The 16,639-nt window shown below is 40.3% G+C and carries 7 protein-coding genes and 1 tRNA gene; 7 read left to right on the top strand and 1 reads right to left on the bottom strand.

The features are described from left to right. Window positions 1-3 precede the first annotated feature (3 nt). The 4 genes from AC07YT_RS06085 (at window position 4) to AC07YT_RS06070 (ending at window position 6,307) form a co-directional block, all read left to right on the top strand. The gene (locus AC07YT_RS06085; protein ID WP_086545665.1) at window positions 4-1,704 is read left to right on the top strand and encodes a RagB/SusD family nutrient uptake outer membrane protein; all 1,701 of its coding nucleotides are present in this window, start codon (window positions 4-6) and stop codon (window positions 1,702-1,704) included. A gap of 18 nt (window positions 1,705-1,722) precedes the next feature. Further along, window positions 1,723-3,240 carry a glycoside hydrolase gene (locus AC07YT_RS06080; RefSeq protein WP_086545666.1) on the top strand — a complete coding sequence of 506 codons (1,518 nt, stop codon included), beginning with the start codon at window positions 1,723-1,725 and terminating at the stop codon, window positions 3,238-3,240. A gap of 106 nt (window positions 3,241-3,346) precedes the next feature. Further along, window positions 3,347-5,185 carry a glycoside hydrolase family 35 protein gene (locus tag AC07YT_RS06075; RefSeq protein WP_494945222.1) on the top strand — a complete coding sequence of 613 codons (1,839 nt, stop codon included), beginning with the start codon at window positions 3,347-3,349 and terminating at the stop codon, window positions 5,183-5,185. A 63-nt stretch (window positions 5,186-5,248) separates the two neighbouring features. Then, on the top strand, window positions 5,249-6,307 hold the full coding sequence (locus AC07YT_RS06070; protein ID WP_494945221.1) for a cellulase family glycosylhydrolase: 1,059 nt from the start codon (window positions 5,249-5,251) through the stop codon (window positions 6,305-6,307). A gap of 143 nt (window positions 6,308-6,450) precedes the next feature. On the opposite strand, the gene AC07YT_RS06065 is transcribed toward AC07YT_RS06070, so the two are convergent. Then, window positions 6,451-7,998 carry a sulfatase gene (locus tag AC07YT_RS06065; protein ID WP_086545667.1) on the bottom strand — a complete coding sequence of 516 codons (1,548 nt, stop codon included), beginning with the start codon at window positions 7,996-7,998 and terminating at the stop codon, window positions 6,451-6,453. A 344-nt stretch (window positions 7,999-8,342) separates the two neighbouring features. On the opposite strand from AC07YT_RS06065, the gene AC07YT_RS06060 reads away from it, so the two are divergent. The 3 genes from AC07YT_RS06060 (at window position 8,343) to AC07YT_RS06050 (ending at window position 16,586) form a co-directional block, all read left to right on the top strand. Then, window positions 8,343-8,415: transfer RNA gene (locus AC07YT_RS06060), tRNA-Lys, on the top strand. A 609-nt stretch (window positions 8,416-9,024) separates the two neighbouring features. Then, window positions 9,025-15,903, top strand: coding sequence for an IPT/TIG domain-containing protein (locus tag AC07YT_RS06055; protein ID WP_494945220.1), 6,879 nt, complete (start codon window positions 9,025-9,027; stop codon window positions 15,901-15,903). Then, window positions 15,900-16,586 carry a hypothetical protein gene (locus AC07YT_RS06050; protein WP_086545669.1) on the top strand — a complete coding sequence of 229 codons (687 nt, stop codon included), beginning with the start codon at window positions 15,900-15,902 and terminating at the stop codon, window positions 16,584-16,586. The genes AC07YT_RS06055 and AC07YT_RS06050 overlap by 4 nt, the downstream gene beginning before the upstream one ends. The last annotated feature ends 53 nt before the right edge of the window (window positions 16,587-16,639 follow it).

The raw sequence follows: 16,639 nt of genomic DNA, 5'->3' as shown, positions 1-16,639 counted from the left end.
ATCATGAATACTAAATCAATACATAAAATATTATTAGGCCTGTCGTTCATCTCCTTAAGCATGGTGGGCTGTAAAAAAGATTTTTTAAATGTAGAACCCACAGATAGGATTTCTACCGCTACGATAGAAAGCGATACGTCGGTTCTGGAGGCTTATGTAACCAACCGCTATATTGCTACCCGCTTGCAGGATAAAGAAGGTGATGGTTCTGCACCAGGCTTTGGCAGGGGCTTCGAATACAGCATGTGGAGCTCTTACACTGACGAATCTGTTTACAATAACGACGATTTTACCTGGTTGATTCAAAGAGGACAGCTGGCTCCGGAAAATTTAGGTAGTGCGGGCGTATATTGGGGCAGGAGCTACAAAAGTATCAGAGAATGTAATTATGCGCTTAGTGTGCTTGCTAACATTGCAATGAGTCCATCGCATAAAAAACAATTGATCGCAGAACTCAAATTTGTAAGGGCTTTCCGTTACCAGGATTTAATCCGAAATTATGGTGGCGTAGTGTTAATGGGGGATAAAGTAACCAGCCTGACTGATAACCTACAAGACCCGGCTTTGTTTCAACGTGCAACAATAAAACAGAGTATTGATTATGCTGTGGCGCAACTGGATCAGGCTGCAGCAGATCTACCACTCGATAACAGCAATAGCTGGATGGCTGGCCGGGCTACTAAAGGTGCTGCATTAGCACTTAAATCCCGCTTGCTTTTATATGCCGCCAGTCCCTTGTACAACGCAGGTACATGGGAGGCAGCAGCAGCAGCGGCACAAGCTGTTATTGGCTTAAATAAATACAGTATTTATACCGGAGGTTATGAAAATCTGTTCCTGAATGATCAGAATAACGAAATCATCTTCGCCAGATTGTTTACCAAAAATGCCAATCATACTCACCTGGAAATTGCAAACGGGCCAAATGGTTATGGTGGCTGGGGAGGAAATCTTCCTATGCAGAACCTGGTAGATGATTACCAGATGGCCAACGGAAAACCCATTACCGACCCCACTTCTGGTTACGATGTAAACAATCCATATCAAGGCCGCGATCCACGTTTTGCAGCAACCATTTTGTACAACGGAGCAGCTTACCGCGAACGTAATGTAGAAACTTTTATTCCGGGCGGGAAAGACAGTAAAGATGGAATTGATAACTGGAATACAACTAAAACAGGTTATTACCTTAAAAAATTCATGAACAATGCTTATCCTCTACAAAATCCATGGGGAAATGCAGGTTTTCAGCCATGGATCTATTTTAGATATGCAGAAATATTGCTTAATTATGCAGAAGCAGCAAACGAAGCTTATGGACCAGAGGCTGTTCCTGCCGGAGCTACAATGTCGGCCAGACAAGCCATAAATATGGTACGTGCAAGACCTGGTGTAAATATGCCGGCATTAGCCGTCGGAATTACACAATCGCAAATGCGTGATGCCGTACGTTATGAGCGGAGAGTGGAACTCGCCTTTGAAGAACACCGTTTTTATGATGTAAGGAGATGGAAAATTGCAGATATAACCGAAAATAAACCTGCCGGCGGAATCATTATTACAAAAGTTGGTACAGGATTTACCTATACTTCTAAAATTGCCCTGGATGGACGTAAATTTGAAACCAAACATTATTGGTTGCCAATACCAAGGGCAGAAATTTTGGCCTCTGGAGGTAAATTACAGCAAAACCCAGGATATTAATCAGATAATTAACATCACATGATAAAGTATTATAAACAAATCAGTTCTTTTCTTACCTGTATTTCCTTGTTTTGCTATGGTAATGTTTTGGCACAAAAAACTGTAAAAATTGAAATTGATCCATCGGTTCAGTTTCAAACAATAGAAGGTTTCGGGGCATCTGATGCCTGGTCTTGTCAATTCGCCGGATTATGGCCTGATGAGAAAAGGGATAGAATGGCCGATTTGCTTTTTAGTACACAAGTAACCAAAACAGGCCAGCCCCTTGGTATTGGTTTAAACATGTGGCGTTTTAGCATTGGTGCAGGGAGCGCATCACAAGGTAAGGCAAGCGATATTGGCGACGAATGGCGTCGTCAGTACGCTTTTCTTCAACAGGATGGCAGTTACAACTGGAATGCCATGCCGGGGCAAACCTGGTTTCTGAAGGCGGCTAAAAAACGTGGCGTAAATCAATTTATTGGCTTTGTAAACAGTCCGCATGTGTTATTTACCAAAAACGGAAAAGCCTACTCAACTGATGGTAACTGTAACCTGGATTTTAATAAACTACCTGAGTTTTCAGCCGATCTTGTGGCAACAATAAAAGGATTAAAGAAAACAACAGGTATAACATTGGATTATGTGAGTCCTGCAAATGAACCGCAATGGAAATGGAATGAGCATAAACAGGAAGGTTGCCCGTACAATAATACCGAACTGGCCAAACTGTTTAAAGGCATTAATGAGGCTTTTGTGAAAAACCAGCTCAAAACAAAAATACAGATAGGTGAGGCTGGTCAGTTAGATTATTTATATGACAATGGTAATGAAGCAAAAGGAAATCAGGTTTTTCAGTTCTTTAATGCTGCATCACCCAATTATGTTGGTAATCTTTCCAATATTGACAATTCCATCTCAGGACATAGCTATTTTACAACCAGCCCGGAACAAAAATTCATTGATGTACGTAAAAAAACAGGCAATGCAGTAGCCAGTATAAAAGGTTTAAGGTATTGGATGTCTGAATATTGTGTGCTAGGTGATGATGTTCTAAAAGGCGAAAAACGAGACTTAGGCATGGTAACGGCTTTGTTTATTGCAAGGTTAATTCATCACGATCTGGTTCTGTCCAATGCTACATCATGGCAATGGTGGCTGGCAGTATCAACAGGCGATTATAAGGACGGACTGGTTTATATCGATCGAAATAAAACCGACGGCCAGGTGTATGATAGTAAAATGTTGTGGGCCTTAGGCAATTATAGCCGTTTTATAAAAGAGGGGAGTAAACGCCTTCAGGTTAAAATGGTAGATGAAAAAGCGGCCCCAATTTACGTGTCATCCTACCGGCAGGATAAAAAGATCGTAACCGTGGTGGTTAATACTACTGATAATGATGTGGATCTTGATCTGGAGGTTAAAGGACAGGTACAAAGCGTTGCTCAAACTTATGTTACTTCAGCTGAATATAGTCTGGCCCCCTATAAACAATATACAAACACCAAAAAAATTAATATTCTGCCTAAATCGATTACCACTGTAATTAGCGATTAATTTCTAACATCCTCATTAAATCCCATTTGATTTTAAGGCCGAAAGGCACTATTTAGATCGATATGGCCATGCTTTGTCTTAATTTTTACCTTAAAGATAACACACTATGAAACCTATTCTTAAAAATTTAATGCTTACAGTAATCCTGATTACTTGTTTCGCGGGCCTTAAAAGCCATGCCCAGTCTAAGCATACGTTTAAACTTGCAGACTCTGTTTTCCTGCTTGATAATAAACCTTTCCAGATTATTTCCGGTGAAATGCACTATCCCCGGATACCCAGGGAAGCCTGGAGAGATAGGATGAAAATGGCTAAAGCAATGGGGTTAAATACCATTGGTACCTATGTTTTCTGGAATGTACATGAGCCACAGAAAGATAAATATGATTTTTCAGGAAATAACGATATCGCAGAATTTGTGCGTATTGCCAAAGAAGAAGGTTTATGGGTGGTGCTCAGGCCAAGTCCATATGTATGTGCCGAATGGGAATTTGGGGGGTATCCGTTTTGGTTGCAAAACATTAAAGGTTTACAGGTTAGGAGTAAAGAGGCACAATACCTAAAAGAATATAAAGAATACCTTACCGAGGTGGGTAAACGCCTTGCACCATTGCAAATAAACCATGGTGGCAACATATTAATGGTTCAGGTAGAAAATGAATATGGTTCTTATGGGAACGATAAAGAATACCTGCAGATGAATACCCGGTTTTTTAAAGAAGCGGGTTTTGATGGGGTACTTTCTACTTGCGATCCGGTTCCGGCCTTAGAAGGCGGACATTTGGCCGGATTGCTTCCTGGCGTAAATGGTATCGATAATCCTGCTCAAATCAGAACACTCATCAAGAGATATAATAACGGTGTTGGGCCATATTTTGTACCGGAGTGGTACCCGGCCTGGTTCGATTGGTGGGGTACAAAACACCATCAGGTAGACCCTAAAACTTATGCCGATAAATTAGATACCGTACTTAAAGGAGGCATCTCCATCAATATGTACATGTTTCATGGCGGTACCACCCGGGGTTTTATGAATGGGGCAAACTATAACGATTCTACCGCTTACGAACCACAGATTAGTAGTTATGATTATGATGCACCCTTAGATGAAGCCGGGAATGCAACCCCTAAATTTATGCTTTTTCGCGAAACCATAAAAAAGAATCTGCCGGCTAACCAAACGCTGCCCGATGTTCCCAAACCTAAGCCTGCAATTACATTACCTTCAATAACCCTTACCAAAACGATAGATATATTTAGTTTGATCGGAAAACCGCAACTAAGCGAAAATCCATTAACCTTCGAAGCCCTGAACCAGCCATATGGCTTCGTGCTGTACAGCAGTACGATAAAGGGTGGACGTAAAGGCGTAATCAAAATCAACGAATTGCGCGATTATGGTTTGGTATTTATCAATAAAAAAAGGGTAGGTGTTTTAGACAGAAGGCTTAATCAGGATAGTGTAGTGGTCGATCTTCCTGCAGGGATGGTACAATTAGATATTCTTGTCGAAAATATGGGCAGGGTTAATTTTGGACCTTATTTATTGAAAAATAATAAGGGCATCACCAAAAATGTAACTTTTAATAACACGGTGATTAAATCATGGAAAATGTACAGGCTGCCATTTGATCAGGTAGATGTCCAAAAGAAACCAGCTGGAGTGGCCAGGCCAACGGGACCTGTGCTTAAGTCCGCCTCATTTAATTTAACGAAAGTTGCCGATACCTACTTAGATATGCGCCAATGGGGTAAAGGATTGGTTTGGGTAAATGGACATAATCTGGGTAAATATTGGGCAATTGGTCCACAACAAACACTTTATCTGCCCGCAGAATGGCTGAAAAAGGGGAAAAACGAAGTGGTTGTTTTCGAATTACTAAAAGCAAATCAAAATAAATTAATCAGTTTACCTAAACCTATTTTAAATGAATTAAAAAACTAAAGAAACAACCTCAACCATTTTCTGATTAACGCCTCACTAACCAAATATTAAATTAAAAAACCTATGAAAACTAAAAAGTCAATCGTAATGTTAGCCTTTATGTTAAGCGCATGCTTAATGGCCTGTAAAAAAAAGGAATCAATTACCGAAACTCAACCCGAAATTGAAAAAACAGCAGCCTCAAATGCTCAACAGGCAAGTGTAGAATCTGTTGGAGCTGCAGGGATTTCGGGGGTAAACTGGGCCGATGGCCGCGACAATTTTGTGGACGGATGGGTAATACCATCAGGGTTAACCGCCAGTGATAATTATACCACGGTATCGGCAAAGGCAAACTCCATACTGACGGCTTTCCAAACCAATATGCCCGGAGTGAACACGGTTCGTTTACCAATTAACCCCTCTAGTGTGGCAGATGCATGGTGGGGCGCTTATACCGGAGCTATAGACCGCGCAATAAGTAAAAACATGAAAGTAATTTTAGCTTATTGGGAGGGTGCATCTTCACGCAACGGCACTATTGATAATACCACCCAGTTTTGGGCCATGTGGCAAACTGTGGTTAATAAATATGGAAGTAACGCCAATGTATATTTCGAACCTATGAATGAGCCACATGGTTATACATTGGCTCAATTAACCACGATTTATGCTGAATGGCTTTCCCGTTACCCTAATGTAAGTAGAGGACGGATTCTTTTGGGCGGTACCGGTTATTCTGAAAATGTAACCGCTATCGGAGCCGATAGCCGTTTTTCGAGCTGCTTGTTATCCCTGCATAATTATGCATTTTGGGCGACCAGAACACAGGCGGGCTGGGAAACCGATTGGCGAAGCCGTTTTGGTAATTATGCAAGCCGCACTGTTGTGACCGAATATGGTGCTGCGATGACCACGGGTAAAAATTACACCGGTTCAGTTGGTAGCGATAATGAGATTGCTTACATTGTTGGCTCTACTAATGTATTTAGAAATAGTAAAGTGGCAAGTGTCTATTGGCCAGGGCTTAGAGACAACGATAGCTATAGTATTCAGACCCGTGGTGGAAGCGGAACAAATATTACTTTAACAACCACCAATCAATCTGGTTTAACCCGTATCAGGTATGGATGGGGTTTATAATCATATTTAAGGAAAAGAGTTGTGTCATAAATATAGATTTGTCACCCTGAGTTTCCCGATTCTTCGGGAAGTTCAACATGACAGCATCTGAGGTGAATTCACCTTTATGACACATCTCTTTTGCTTGATCACGATAAACATACCTAGTTACCAGAAATCTCATCTGGAAATGGTACTGTTTTTCCGGTCGTTTTTTCTACAGGCATTTGTGCGCCACGTTCTTTTAAGGTTTTACCTAAAAGCATGGCCAGTTTTTTGGTTTCAGCAGGATGGCTTGCTGAAAGATTATGTTGCTCACCAATATCTTTGCTTAAATCGTAGAGTTCTAATTTTTGTGTACGCATCTGGTAAATCAATTTCCAGTTGCCATAGCGAATGGCGCTGTAATAATTTATTCCAAGCAGCGCTTCATCTTTAACTGTTGTCCATTTGTTCGGGGAATGAAAAATTAAGGACCTGTCCTGAAGTTTTACTTCTGGATTTTTGAGTATAGGAAACAGGCTTAATCCATCTAGTTTTTGGATAATTTTTAGGGTTTTAATTCCTGCTATTTCTAATATGGTTGGAAAAAAGTCATCAATAATTACCGGATTTCGATTAATGGAGTGGGCCGGAACCACACCTGGCCATTTTACAATCATCGGCTCGCGTACACCACCTTCATAAACTGAACCTTTTCCCGATTTAAACGGATAATTGTGTGTGTTTGCAGGGCCTCCTCTTAAATGAGCATCTAAACCGCCATTATCGCTCATGAAAATAATCATGGTATTTTTATCTGCACCTTTAGCCTTCAGGAAATCCATAATATCGCCCAAACTTTTATCCATTCCTTCTACCAAACTGGCATATTTGGCTTCCGTACTGTCTAAACCTGCATCGTAATATTTTTGCACAAATCTTTTATCGGCCATAATCGGCGTATGAACGGCATAATGGGCCATATTGAGATAAAAAGGTTCTTTTCTGGCGATTGGAATGGCGAGCGCTTTTTTTGCCTCAAGTGTTAGCGCTTCTGTTAAAAAGGTTTCAGAATGATAATACTGTTCTAAATCAGGCACTGCCTGCGCCTGCGCTTTGCCAGGCATGTTGCCATAACGTTGCTCAGGAAGATAACTTTGTGGATGGCCTGCTGCGTGCCCGGCAATGTTAACCATAAAACCCAGATTATAAGGATTGGCGCCAGGTGTTCCCATCGAGCCCCAATGTGCTTTTCCCACATGTATGGTATAATAACCAGCATCCCTCAGCAATTTTGGAAAAGGCGTAGCTTTTACTGATTTTTCTATATCCGAATCCGGACTAAAACCATTAATATTCCAATTTAGTGGTGAGAATTGTTCATCTTTTTCTTCAGAGTTAGTGTTTTTTTGAGGCGAAGTCCAGTTGGTAACATGGGTACGGGTGGCATTCATACCCGTCATTAAGCTTACCCTGGTAGGTGTACAGACGGGTTGGGCATAAGCATTAACAAATTTCATCCCTTCTTTTGCCATTCGCTCCATATTGGGTGTATGGTAACGTTTGTTTAATGGCATAATACTGTCGCAAAAGGGTAACGAAGTATCCATGATTCCCATATCATCCAACAAAAAAACTATAATATTTGGACGTGCCTGTATCGTTTTTTTTTGAGCGAAGGTAAAAAGGCTAAAATTTAATAAGGTAATGATGAATGCAAATTTTTTCATGGATGATGTATTTAGCTGGATCTACTATAAAAATAATTGTTTTTAGTCGATTAACATTTCAAATTGTTTGCGCAAACGTTTGCTGCAGGTAGTCGTTTATAGCAGTCTGAAATAATAATTGGATCTTAATGAAGAACAGGACTTAACTTATTTGTCGTTTTTCCCGAAAAAGGAGATGAGAGGAAAGAAAAAAGATATTTTTTTTATGATGCTTAACCTGATGAATCCTAAATATTTAACTGTTATTTGTTTAGTAAATGTTAAGTTTTTATTAAATAGATTGATTTTGTTCTTTGCAGGAATGAATTTAATTTCTAACTTCGCAGCCTCGAAAGGGACAAAATGATTCCGTAGCTCAGCTGGTAGAGCATTACACTTTTAATGTAGTGGTCCTGGGTTCGAATCCCAGCGGGATCACAGAAAGCCTCACAGAAATGTGGGGCTTTTTTGTTTTATTCCCGCTGGGATTCGAACAGAAGTGCCGGCCTGGGTTCGATTTATAAAAGGCTCAAGGCCGAGTTCGGGATTTGCAGGGCTGAGCCAATCCCGGCGGGATCGCGAAAAGCTTCACTGAAATGTGAGTTTTTTTTGTTGGCACATATTTTAAGAATGTAAGCTGATTAAAGCCCAAATAATAAAGGCATTTGAATGTACGAGCTTAGCGTAATCTTTTTTGATTTCGTAGGGTATTTATGCTTCGGAATAAAAGTCTTCCAGGTAATTTATATGGTAGTTTGAAGTTGTCTTGAAAATCTTGATCTTTTTTTTTGACTATGAATATTTATGCTAAATTTGTAAGGTATGAAATTTTATTAATCAATTAACTCTCTCAACAATGTTTTTTCTACACTGAACCCATCCCACACTTATTCGGCTTTCTGCCTTTCAGTGTTATAATCTATTTACATTTATTTAGGTAGTTATTTCGTATTCATTATCGCAAATGAATATAGATTGCTGCATCTTAACCAAACAAAAACGCCCTTTATGTGTCTAAATAAACGCCTAATATTCAATTTAAAACTGTTGGAAATAGCAATTAGAAATCAATTGCTTTCCATTTGGGAAAACTTTGGCTTATTTAAAATTTCTCTGCTATTTTTTTTGTTGGTAATATCGTTTGGATCATACGCACAAAAACCAAATATTAGTTATACAAGCCCGCAAACGGTTTTTCTTGAAAAAGAAATAACGCCCATTAGTGTTACAAATACTGGTGGAGCTGTTCCTGCCAGAATATACCCTCAAGTTCATCAACTTTTTGCATCAAACCCAACGTTTATTAGTCATTTTATAAAAGCATCGTCAGGGGATCTTTACGGCATTCAGTATGCTTCAATAGTCCGTGTAAAACCAGATGGGACTTCTTCAGTATTAGCCGGAACAACAACTTACGGTTATGCCGATGGAGTAGGTACATCAGCACTCTTTGGTACGATGCGCGATATTATAAAAGATAATGCTGGAAATTTGTATGTAGCTGAAAATAATAGCCGGGATGAAACAAATGGGAGGATAAGAAAAATAACGCCAGATGGTGTAGTTTCGACTTATGCGCAAGGGCTGATTAGTCCAAATGCACTTGCTATGGATGCGAATGGTGTAATCTATGTTGCAGAAGCAACGGGTAGGATAATGAAAGTTGCTACGGATGGTACGGTGTCATTTCTTGCAGGCCAGTCTAGAGTTACAGGAAAGGCTAATGGTACAGGAGCTGCGGCATCATTTTATAATGTGGTTGCTATAGCGGTAGCCAGTGACGGTAATATATATGCATTAGAATCGGGCAATAGTTTGATTAGAAAAATTACACAGGCCGGTGTTGTAACAACCTTTGCAGGCTCGAACTTTGGTAGTGTGGATGGTAACGGGGCGTCTGCTTCTTTTTGGGCTCCACTAATGATGCAAATGGATTCGAAAGGTAATTTGATTGTTGCCGATGGAAATTCTATGTTTCGCCGTGTAAGCCCTTCTGCAGATGTGGTTACTATTGGAGGGCCGGTATATTATGATCCAACTGGACAACCGAAAAGTCAGACTTATTATAATAACTTCATATTAGATGAGGATGATAATATCGTGTATCTGGCAGCAGGTCTTTACAAGGTCTTAACAACGGGCTTTACCATTAGCCCCGCGCTACCAATCGGGCTCTCATTGGGCACCAATGGTGCTATAACTGGTACACCAAAGGCACTTTCTGCTGCCACTAACTACAAAATTTCTGCATCAAACGAACTCGGAATAAGTACTTATAATTTAAATCTGACAGTAGCGGTTTCTACAGAACCACCCATAATTGCTTCGTTTTCACCCACATCTGCCTACACAGGGCAAGGTATAACCATTACTGGAAGTTATTTTACAGGCACAACTGCTGTAACCATAGGTGGAAAACCTGCCTCAAGTTTTTCTTTAGCATCGCCAACCAGCCTTTATGCAAATGTTGCTGCTGGTAGCTCAATATCTGGAGATGTTACTGTAACTAATCCGTACGGAACAGCGAGTTTATCAGGGTTTACCTTTATACCTCCGCCTACTATTACAGCTATTTCTTCCTCCAGTGGGGCTGCCGGTAGCGTTATAACGATTACTGGTGCAAATTTTAGCGGAGTATCTCAGGTTAATTTTGGTGGATATTATGCTTCGTTTACAATCGTTTCGCCAACCCAGATAAACGCAGTAGTTGGTAGTAGTGGGGGCACCGGGTCTGTGTCTGTTTACGCACCTGGTGGAACAGCGAGTTTTCCTGGCTTTACCTATATTCCGGCCCCAAATATTAATTCCATATCTCCCTATACTGGCGGCACCGGGGATAATATAACTATAACAGGTAGTAATTTTAGTAACGCAACAAATGTAAGTTTTGGAAACATTGCTGCAAGTTCGTTTACAGTGGTTTCACCAACAATCATCAAAGCTGTAATTGCTGCTGGATCAGGTAATGGCATTACTATAACTACACCAGGAGGAAAAACAACCTATAGTAATTTTACTTATATTTTGCCTCCAGCTATTACTCAGGTATACCCGCTTAAAGGTGGATTAAATAGCACAATTACAATTATTGGATCTAATTTAAGTAATTCACAAGTAAGTATAGGCGGGGTACCTGCCCGCATAGGTTATAGTAGCAGTAGCCAGATTTTTGCTTACGTTGGTAGTGGCGCATCATCAGGGGATATAACCGTTACAAACACCTATGGAACGACATCCATGCCTGGATTTATCTGGGTACCGGCCCCAACAGTTACCACTTTTACACCAATAACTGCCGCTAGTGGAGATGTTATTACAATTAACGGTACAGATTTAACAGAAGTAGCTGCAGTTACAATTGGTGGTGTAAATTCGCTATTTACCGTTTTATCACCTACTTCGATACAAGCAACTGTTGGTGCTGGGGCAAGTGGTTCTATTGGTGTTAGTTCACCGGGTGGTTCTGCATTTTTACCTGGCTTTAGTTATTTAGGGCCAGCTATTACTTCGTTTACACCAGCAAACACGGGTACTGGCCAAACTGTTGTTATTACCGGGAATAACTTTACAAATGTTTCCGATATTTATTTTGGTGGTGTTCCAGCTGCTTCGTTTGTGGTCAATTCGTCAACTCAAATTACTGCTGTTGTTGGTTTGGGAAAATCAGGAAGTGTGACGGTTGTAACGCCTTTGGGACGGATTTCTGCACCTGGCTTTACCCATCCAGGTCCATCCATCTTTTCTTTTAACCCACAGTATGCAGGTACATTATCATCATCACAGGTAATTATTACTGGTGCAAATTTTACAAATGCTACCGCTGTGAGCTTTGGAGGAGTACCAGCCACATCATTTACGGTATTATCGCCAACTTCGATAAGTGCTATGCCTGCTGCATCTTCATCGGGCGATGTTGTGGTTGTAACGCCACTCGGTCAGGATTCTCGGTCAGGCTTTGTGTGGGCTCAGCCACCAACAATTACAACATTTTCCCCTGCAGCACAAAAAAGCGGTGGGCAGGTAACCATTACCGGAACGAATTTTATTGGTGTCACCGGAGTTAAAGTTGGGGGTGTTTCAGTTTTATATTCTACAGTTTCGCCTACTTCCATTGTCGTTTACATTAATAATACCGTTGTAAGCGGTAGTATCAGTGTGAGTACGGTTGGCGGTAGCGCTTCAATAGATGGATTTATTTATAATTCGCCAGTTATTCAGAACATTAGCCCCCTGGTAGCTGCTGCAGGGCAAACAGTTACCATTACTGGTAATAATTTTGAGGGCATACAATCAGTTAGCTTTGGAGGCGTTAGCGCAGCATCTTTTACTATAGTTTCGCCTACTACTATAACTGCTACAGTTGGTACCGGTAACAGTGGCAATGTAAATATTAATGGAACTGATGGATCTTCAAGTATAGCTGGTTTTATCTTCCTACCCCCTCCGGCAATATATTCATTTACCCCTACTTCAGGCGGTTCCGGAACGTCTGTGTCTATCAATGGCGCAAACCTTCTTACGGCATCTGCAGTAACAATAGGTGGTACTGCAGCAACAATTGTCAGTGTAAGCAATAATGTGGTGTTGGTAACCATAAATTCTGGTGCAAGTGGCAAAATTTCTGTAACAACCAATGCAGGTACCACACAAGTTGATGGTTTTAGCTGGTATGCTCGGCCAAACATTACCAGCGTAAGCCCGTTAACTGCCAATGGACAAACTCCAGTTACTATAAACGGGAGTGATTTTATGGGAATAACGCAGGTTAAATTTGGTTCATCTGCTGTTACATTTACAGTGGTGTCGCCAACTCAAATTAAAGTATTGCCTACAAATGCCTCAAGTGGTACCATTACAGTAACAAACCCGGGGGGAACAGCTTCTTTTGATGGTTTCGTTTTTTTACCTGCTCCTGTAATCACTTCATTTACAAAAACTGGTGAAGGCGCTACAGCAGAAGTTAAAATCATCGGGGCTAATTTTACCAATGTTACCAGTGTAAAATTTGGCAGTGTGGAAGCAAGTTCATTTATCGTAAATTCGTCAACCAGTATCCAAGCTGTACCAGGTTTGGGTGAAACCGGATCAATTACCGTTACGGGTGATGGTGGATCCGGAGCAATAGCCGGATTTTTATACAGTAGTCCGCCAGTGGTACTTTCATTTTCACAAGCATCTGGACCAGTTGGAACGACATTAGGTATAACGGGAGATAACTTTAATACCGTACCTGAAAAAAACGTGGTTTATTTTGGCCCGGTTAGAGCTCAGGTTACCCATGCAAGCAAAACAAAGTTAGATGTAGTGGTACCTGCCGGAGCAACTAATTTAGTTACAGTAACCAATATAGACAAGGGACTAACCGGATATTCAAACTTGCCATTTTTAGTTACCACTACAGCAACCTTTTCAGGCTATTCGAACAAGCAGGATATAAATTTCGACTCAGCAGTTTCTTCAATAGCTATCAAAGATTTTGATGGAGATGGTACTCCTGATTTTTTGGTCGCCAAAAACGACTCGCTGTATGTTCTTTTACATGGTAATGATAAAGTATTATCCAGATCATCCTTCACGCAAAAAGTTAATTTAATAAGTGGCAAACAAGTGATAAATATGGTGGTAGATGATGTAGACGGAGATGGAAAACCTGATATTTTATTTGGTACAGGGCTGAGTATTGTCTTTCTACGTAATACATCAACTGGGGCTAATGTATCTTTTAGCACAACGGCATTTGAGTCATTAAATAGTTCATACTCAGGGATGTCTCTTAGAGATATTGATATGGATGGCAGACCAGATTTATTTTTAGGTGAAGATGGAACTTATTATCTTAATACTTCAAAAGGATCCACGGTATCTTTTGGAACAGCAGGTTACTTTCAAAATATCCCCTCAAGTAGCAATGTTTCATTTACCTTAACCGACATTGATGGTGATAATAGGCCCGATCCTATATATGGAAGTTCTTATGATGGATTTACAATATTTAAAAATAATACAGTGCCAGGAAGTTTAAATCCTCAGCTGTATCCAACTACATATATCCGGCACTCGAGTTATTATTCTTCAACTTTAATGTCTGCCGATTTTGATGGAGATAGTAAGGTAGATGTGTTTGAAAATGATTACGGCTATAACAGCGGCAGTGTATTTCTGGTTTCAAGAAATAAGGGAACAAAAGGTACAATTAATACCGAATCACTCGAAACACCTGCCGTATTTTCGAATACGGGTCTATCATTTCGAAATAGTTTGGCCGATATTGATGGAGACGGCAAGTTAGACGTAATTGGGCTGGTAAGTCGTGTTATTAGCTATTCGCGTAATTTATCAGGTGCTGGTAATATTTTGTTTGCATCGCCTGCTCAGTTGATTACGAGTACTAACGATAATGTTAATAATTATAGCATATGTGATATGGATGGCGATGGAAGGAATGATATTATAGTTTTAGACCCTTTAAATACCAAAATAACAATTTATAATAATGGCACTATACCTACACCGCAAATAACCTCCGTATCTCCTCTTATTGCAGCAAAAGACTCAACTGTTTACATTGGAGGTAAATATTTTGACCAAACATCGGTTGTGAAATTTGGTGCTAAGACTGCAAAATCATTTAGGATAGTTTCTCCTCAAACTATTATAGCAATTGTTGGTGAGGGTGAGAGTGGTAGCATTACTGTTCAAACTCCGAATGGTCAGGATTCGTTTCCTGGTTTCATTTTTGTAAGCCCTCCGATTATTACATCTGTAGTAGCTGCAATAGATGGTACAGGCCAATTATTAATATCCGGTAGTAACTTTACCAAAACCACAAATGTTTCTATAGCAGGTGTGCCTGCATTGTCGTTTATGATTAAGTCTGATACACAGATTACTGCAACCTTTTTAGGAATAAGTGGAACGTTATCGGTAACTAATATAGCAGGTACTTCAACCTTTACTGATCAGGTTACCGTTGTGCCCAAACCAACCATCACAGCTTCAGGGCCACTTACATTTTATCCGGGAGGTAATGTATTGTTAACGGCCAATTCGGAAGCCGGCTATACGTACCAGTGGTTGAAGGATGGGGTTAACATTGTAGGGGCAAATTCAGGTACTTATACAGCTAGTCAAAGCGGGGAATACAGCGTTATTGTAAGCCTGAATGGAGTAAGTAGGGCATCAGCTGCTACTGTAATTACCTCAATATTTGCATTGCCTGCTTCTAACTTTACGTTAACGACTAATAGTGCTACTTGTCACGGATCGGCAAACGGTATCATTACGATTAACGCTGCGCAGCGTTTGAATTATACTGCAACAATAACCGGAGGAGGTTTAAATGCTGCCTATCCGTTTACCAGCACAACCAGTATTGACAACCTGGCATCGGGCACTTATAATGTTTGCTTTACCATTGCCGGCCAAAGCAATTATCAGCAGTGTTTTAATGTTGTAATCACCGAACCTAAAAGTTTGGCTGTATATGCCGCTGTTAATAATGCTGCTCAAAGCTTAAACCTTACCCTGGATGGTAGTAGTACCTATTATGTTACTCTGAATGGGGTAACCACTACAACTACAGCAGGTAATATCACACTTAGCCTGAGAAATGGTGTAAACGATGTAACCGTTGCTACAGATAAATCTTGCCAGGGCATTTATCAAAAACGTTTCGACCTGTCAACCGGGATTCTGGCCTATCCCAATCCATTTACCTCAACATTAAACGTAAATCTGGGCAGCACAGAAATTCCTTTCGTAACCATTGAATTATTTAAAATTACTGGTGGAAAGGTTTATAGCAAACAATTTACCAATACTTCTGGCACGGTGCCGATCGAAGCTCAGCATCTTACTCCTGGTGTTTATCTGCTTAAAGTGAAGACCGGCCCAAGTGAAAAAACGCTTAAAGTTGTGAAATTATGAGAAAGTACATCGCCATCATATTAATAACAGTTGCCTTATTTACAAGTTGCAGCAAAAAAGACAATGCTGAGATTACACCTGATCCTCAACCTGCAGTACTTACCTATCCTGCGCAAAATTCAGTATGTACATCTGGAACTATTATATCAAATACACAGAGTACCATAACGTTCACCTGGAACAGCGCAAATAATACTGATAATTATGAGATCAGCATTAAAAATCTGCTGACAAATGCTATTATTACATTAAATGCTTCTTCCAATCACTTATCGGTAAACCTTGATCGGGATATGCCTTATTCCTGGTATGTTTTGTCAAAATCTATTTCATCATCAACAACGGCTAAGAGTGAAGTGTGGAAGTTTTACAATGCAGGTACAGGTACTATATCTCACCCTCCCTTTCCTGCCGACAAGCTTTCTAACGTTTTCGGGCAAGGCACTGCATCCGGTACGGTTAACCTAAGCTGGACAGCAAGCGATCCGGATAATGATATTTCGGGCTACGATGTTTATTTTGGTACAAGCAGTACAGCCCCATCCTACAAAACGGATATCACAGATAAATTTCTGAACGGTATAGCGATAACTTCAGGTACAACTTACTATTGGAAGGTCGTCACTAAAGATGTGGCAGGCAATACCTCAGATTCTGGAATTTTCCAGTTTAAGGCAAATTAATATACATTGCACAAATAAATACTTCTGTAATGACTTTAAAGTCTGCACCAAAT

This window comes from Pedobacter sp. GW460-11-11-14-TSB4, from assembly GCF_059423705.1.
This window is presented reverse-complemented; position numbering and strand designations above follow the sequence as displayed.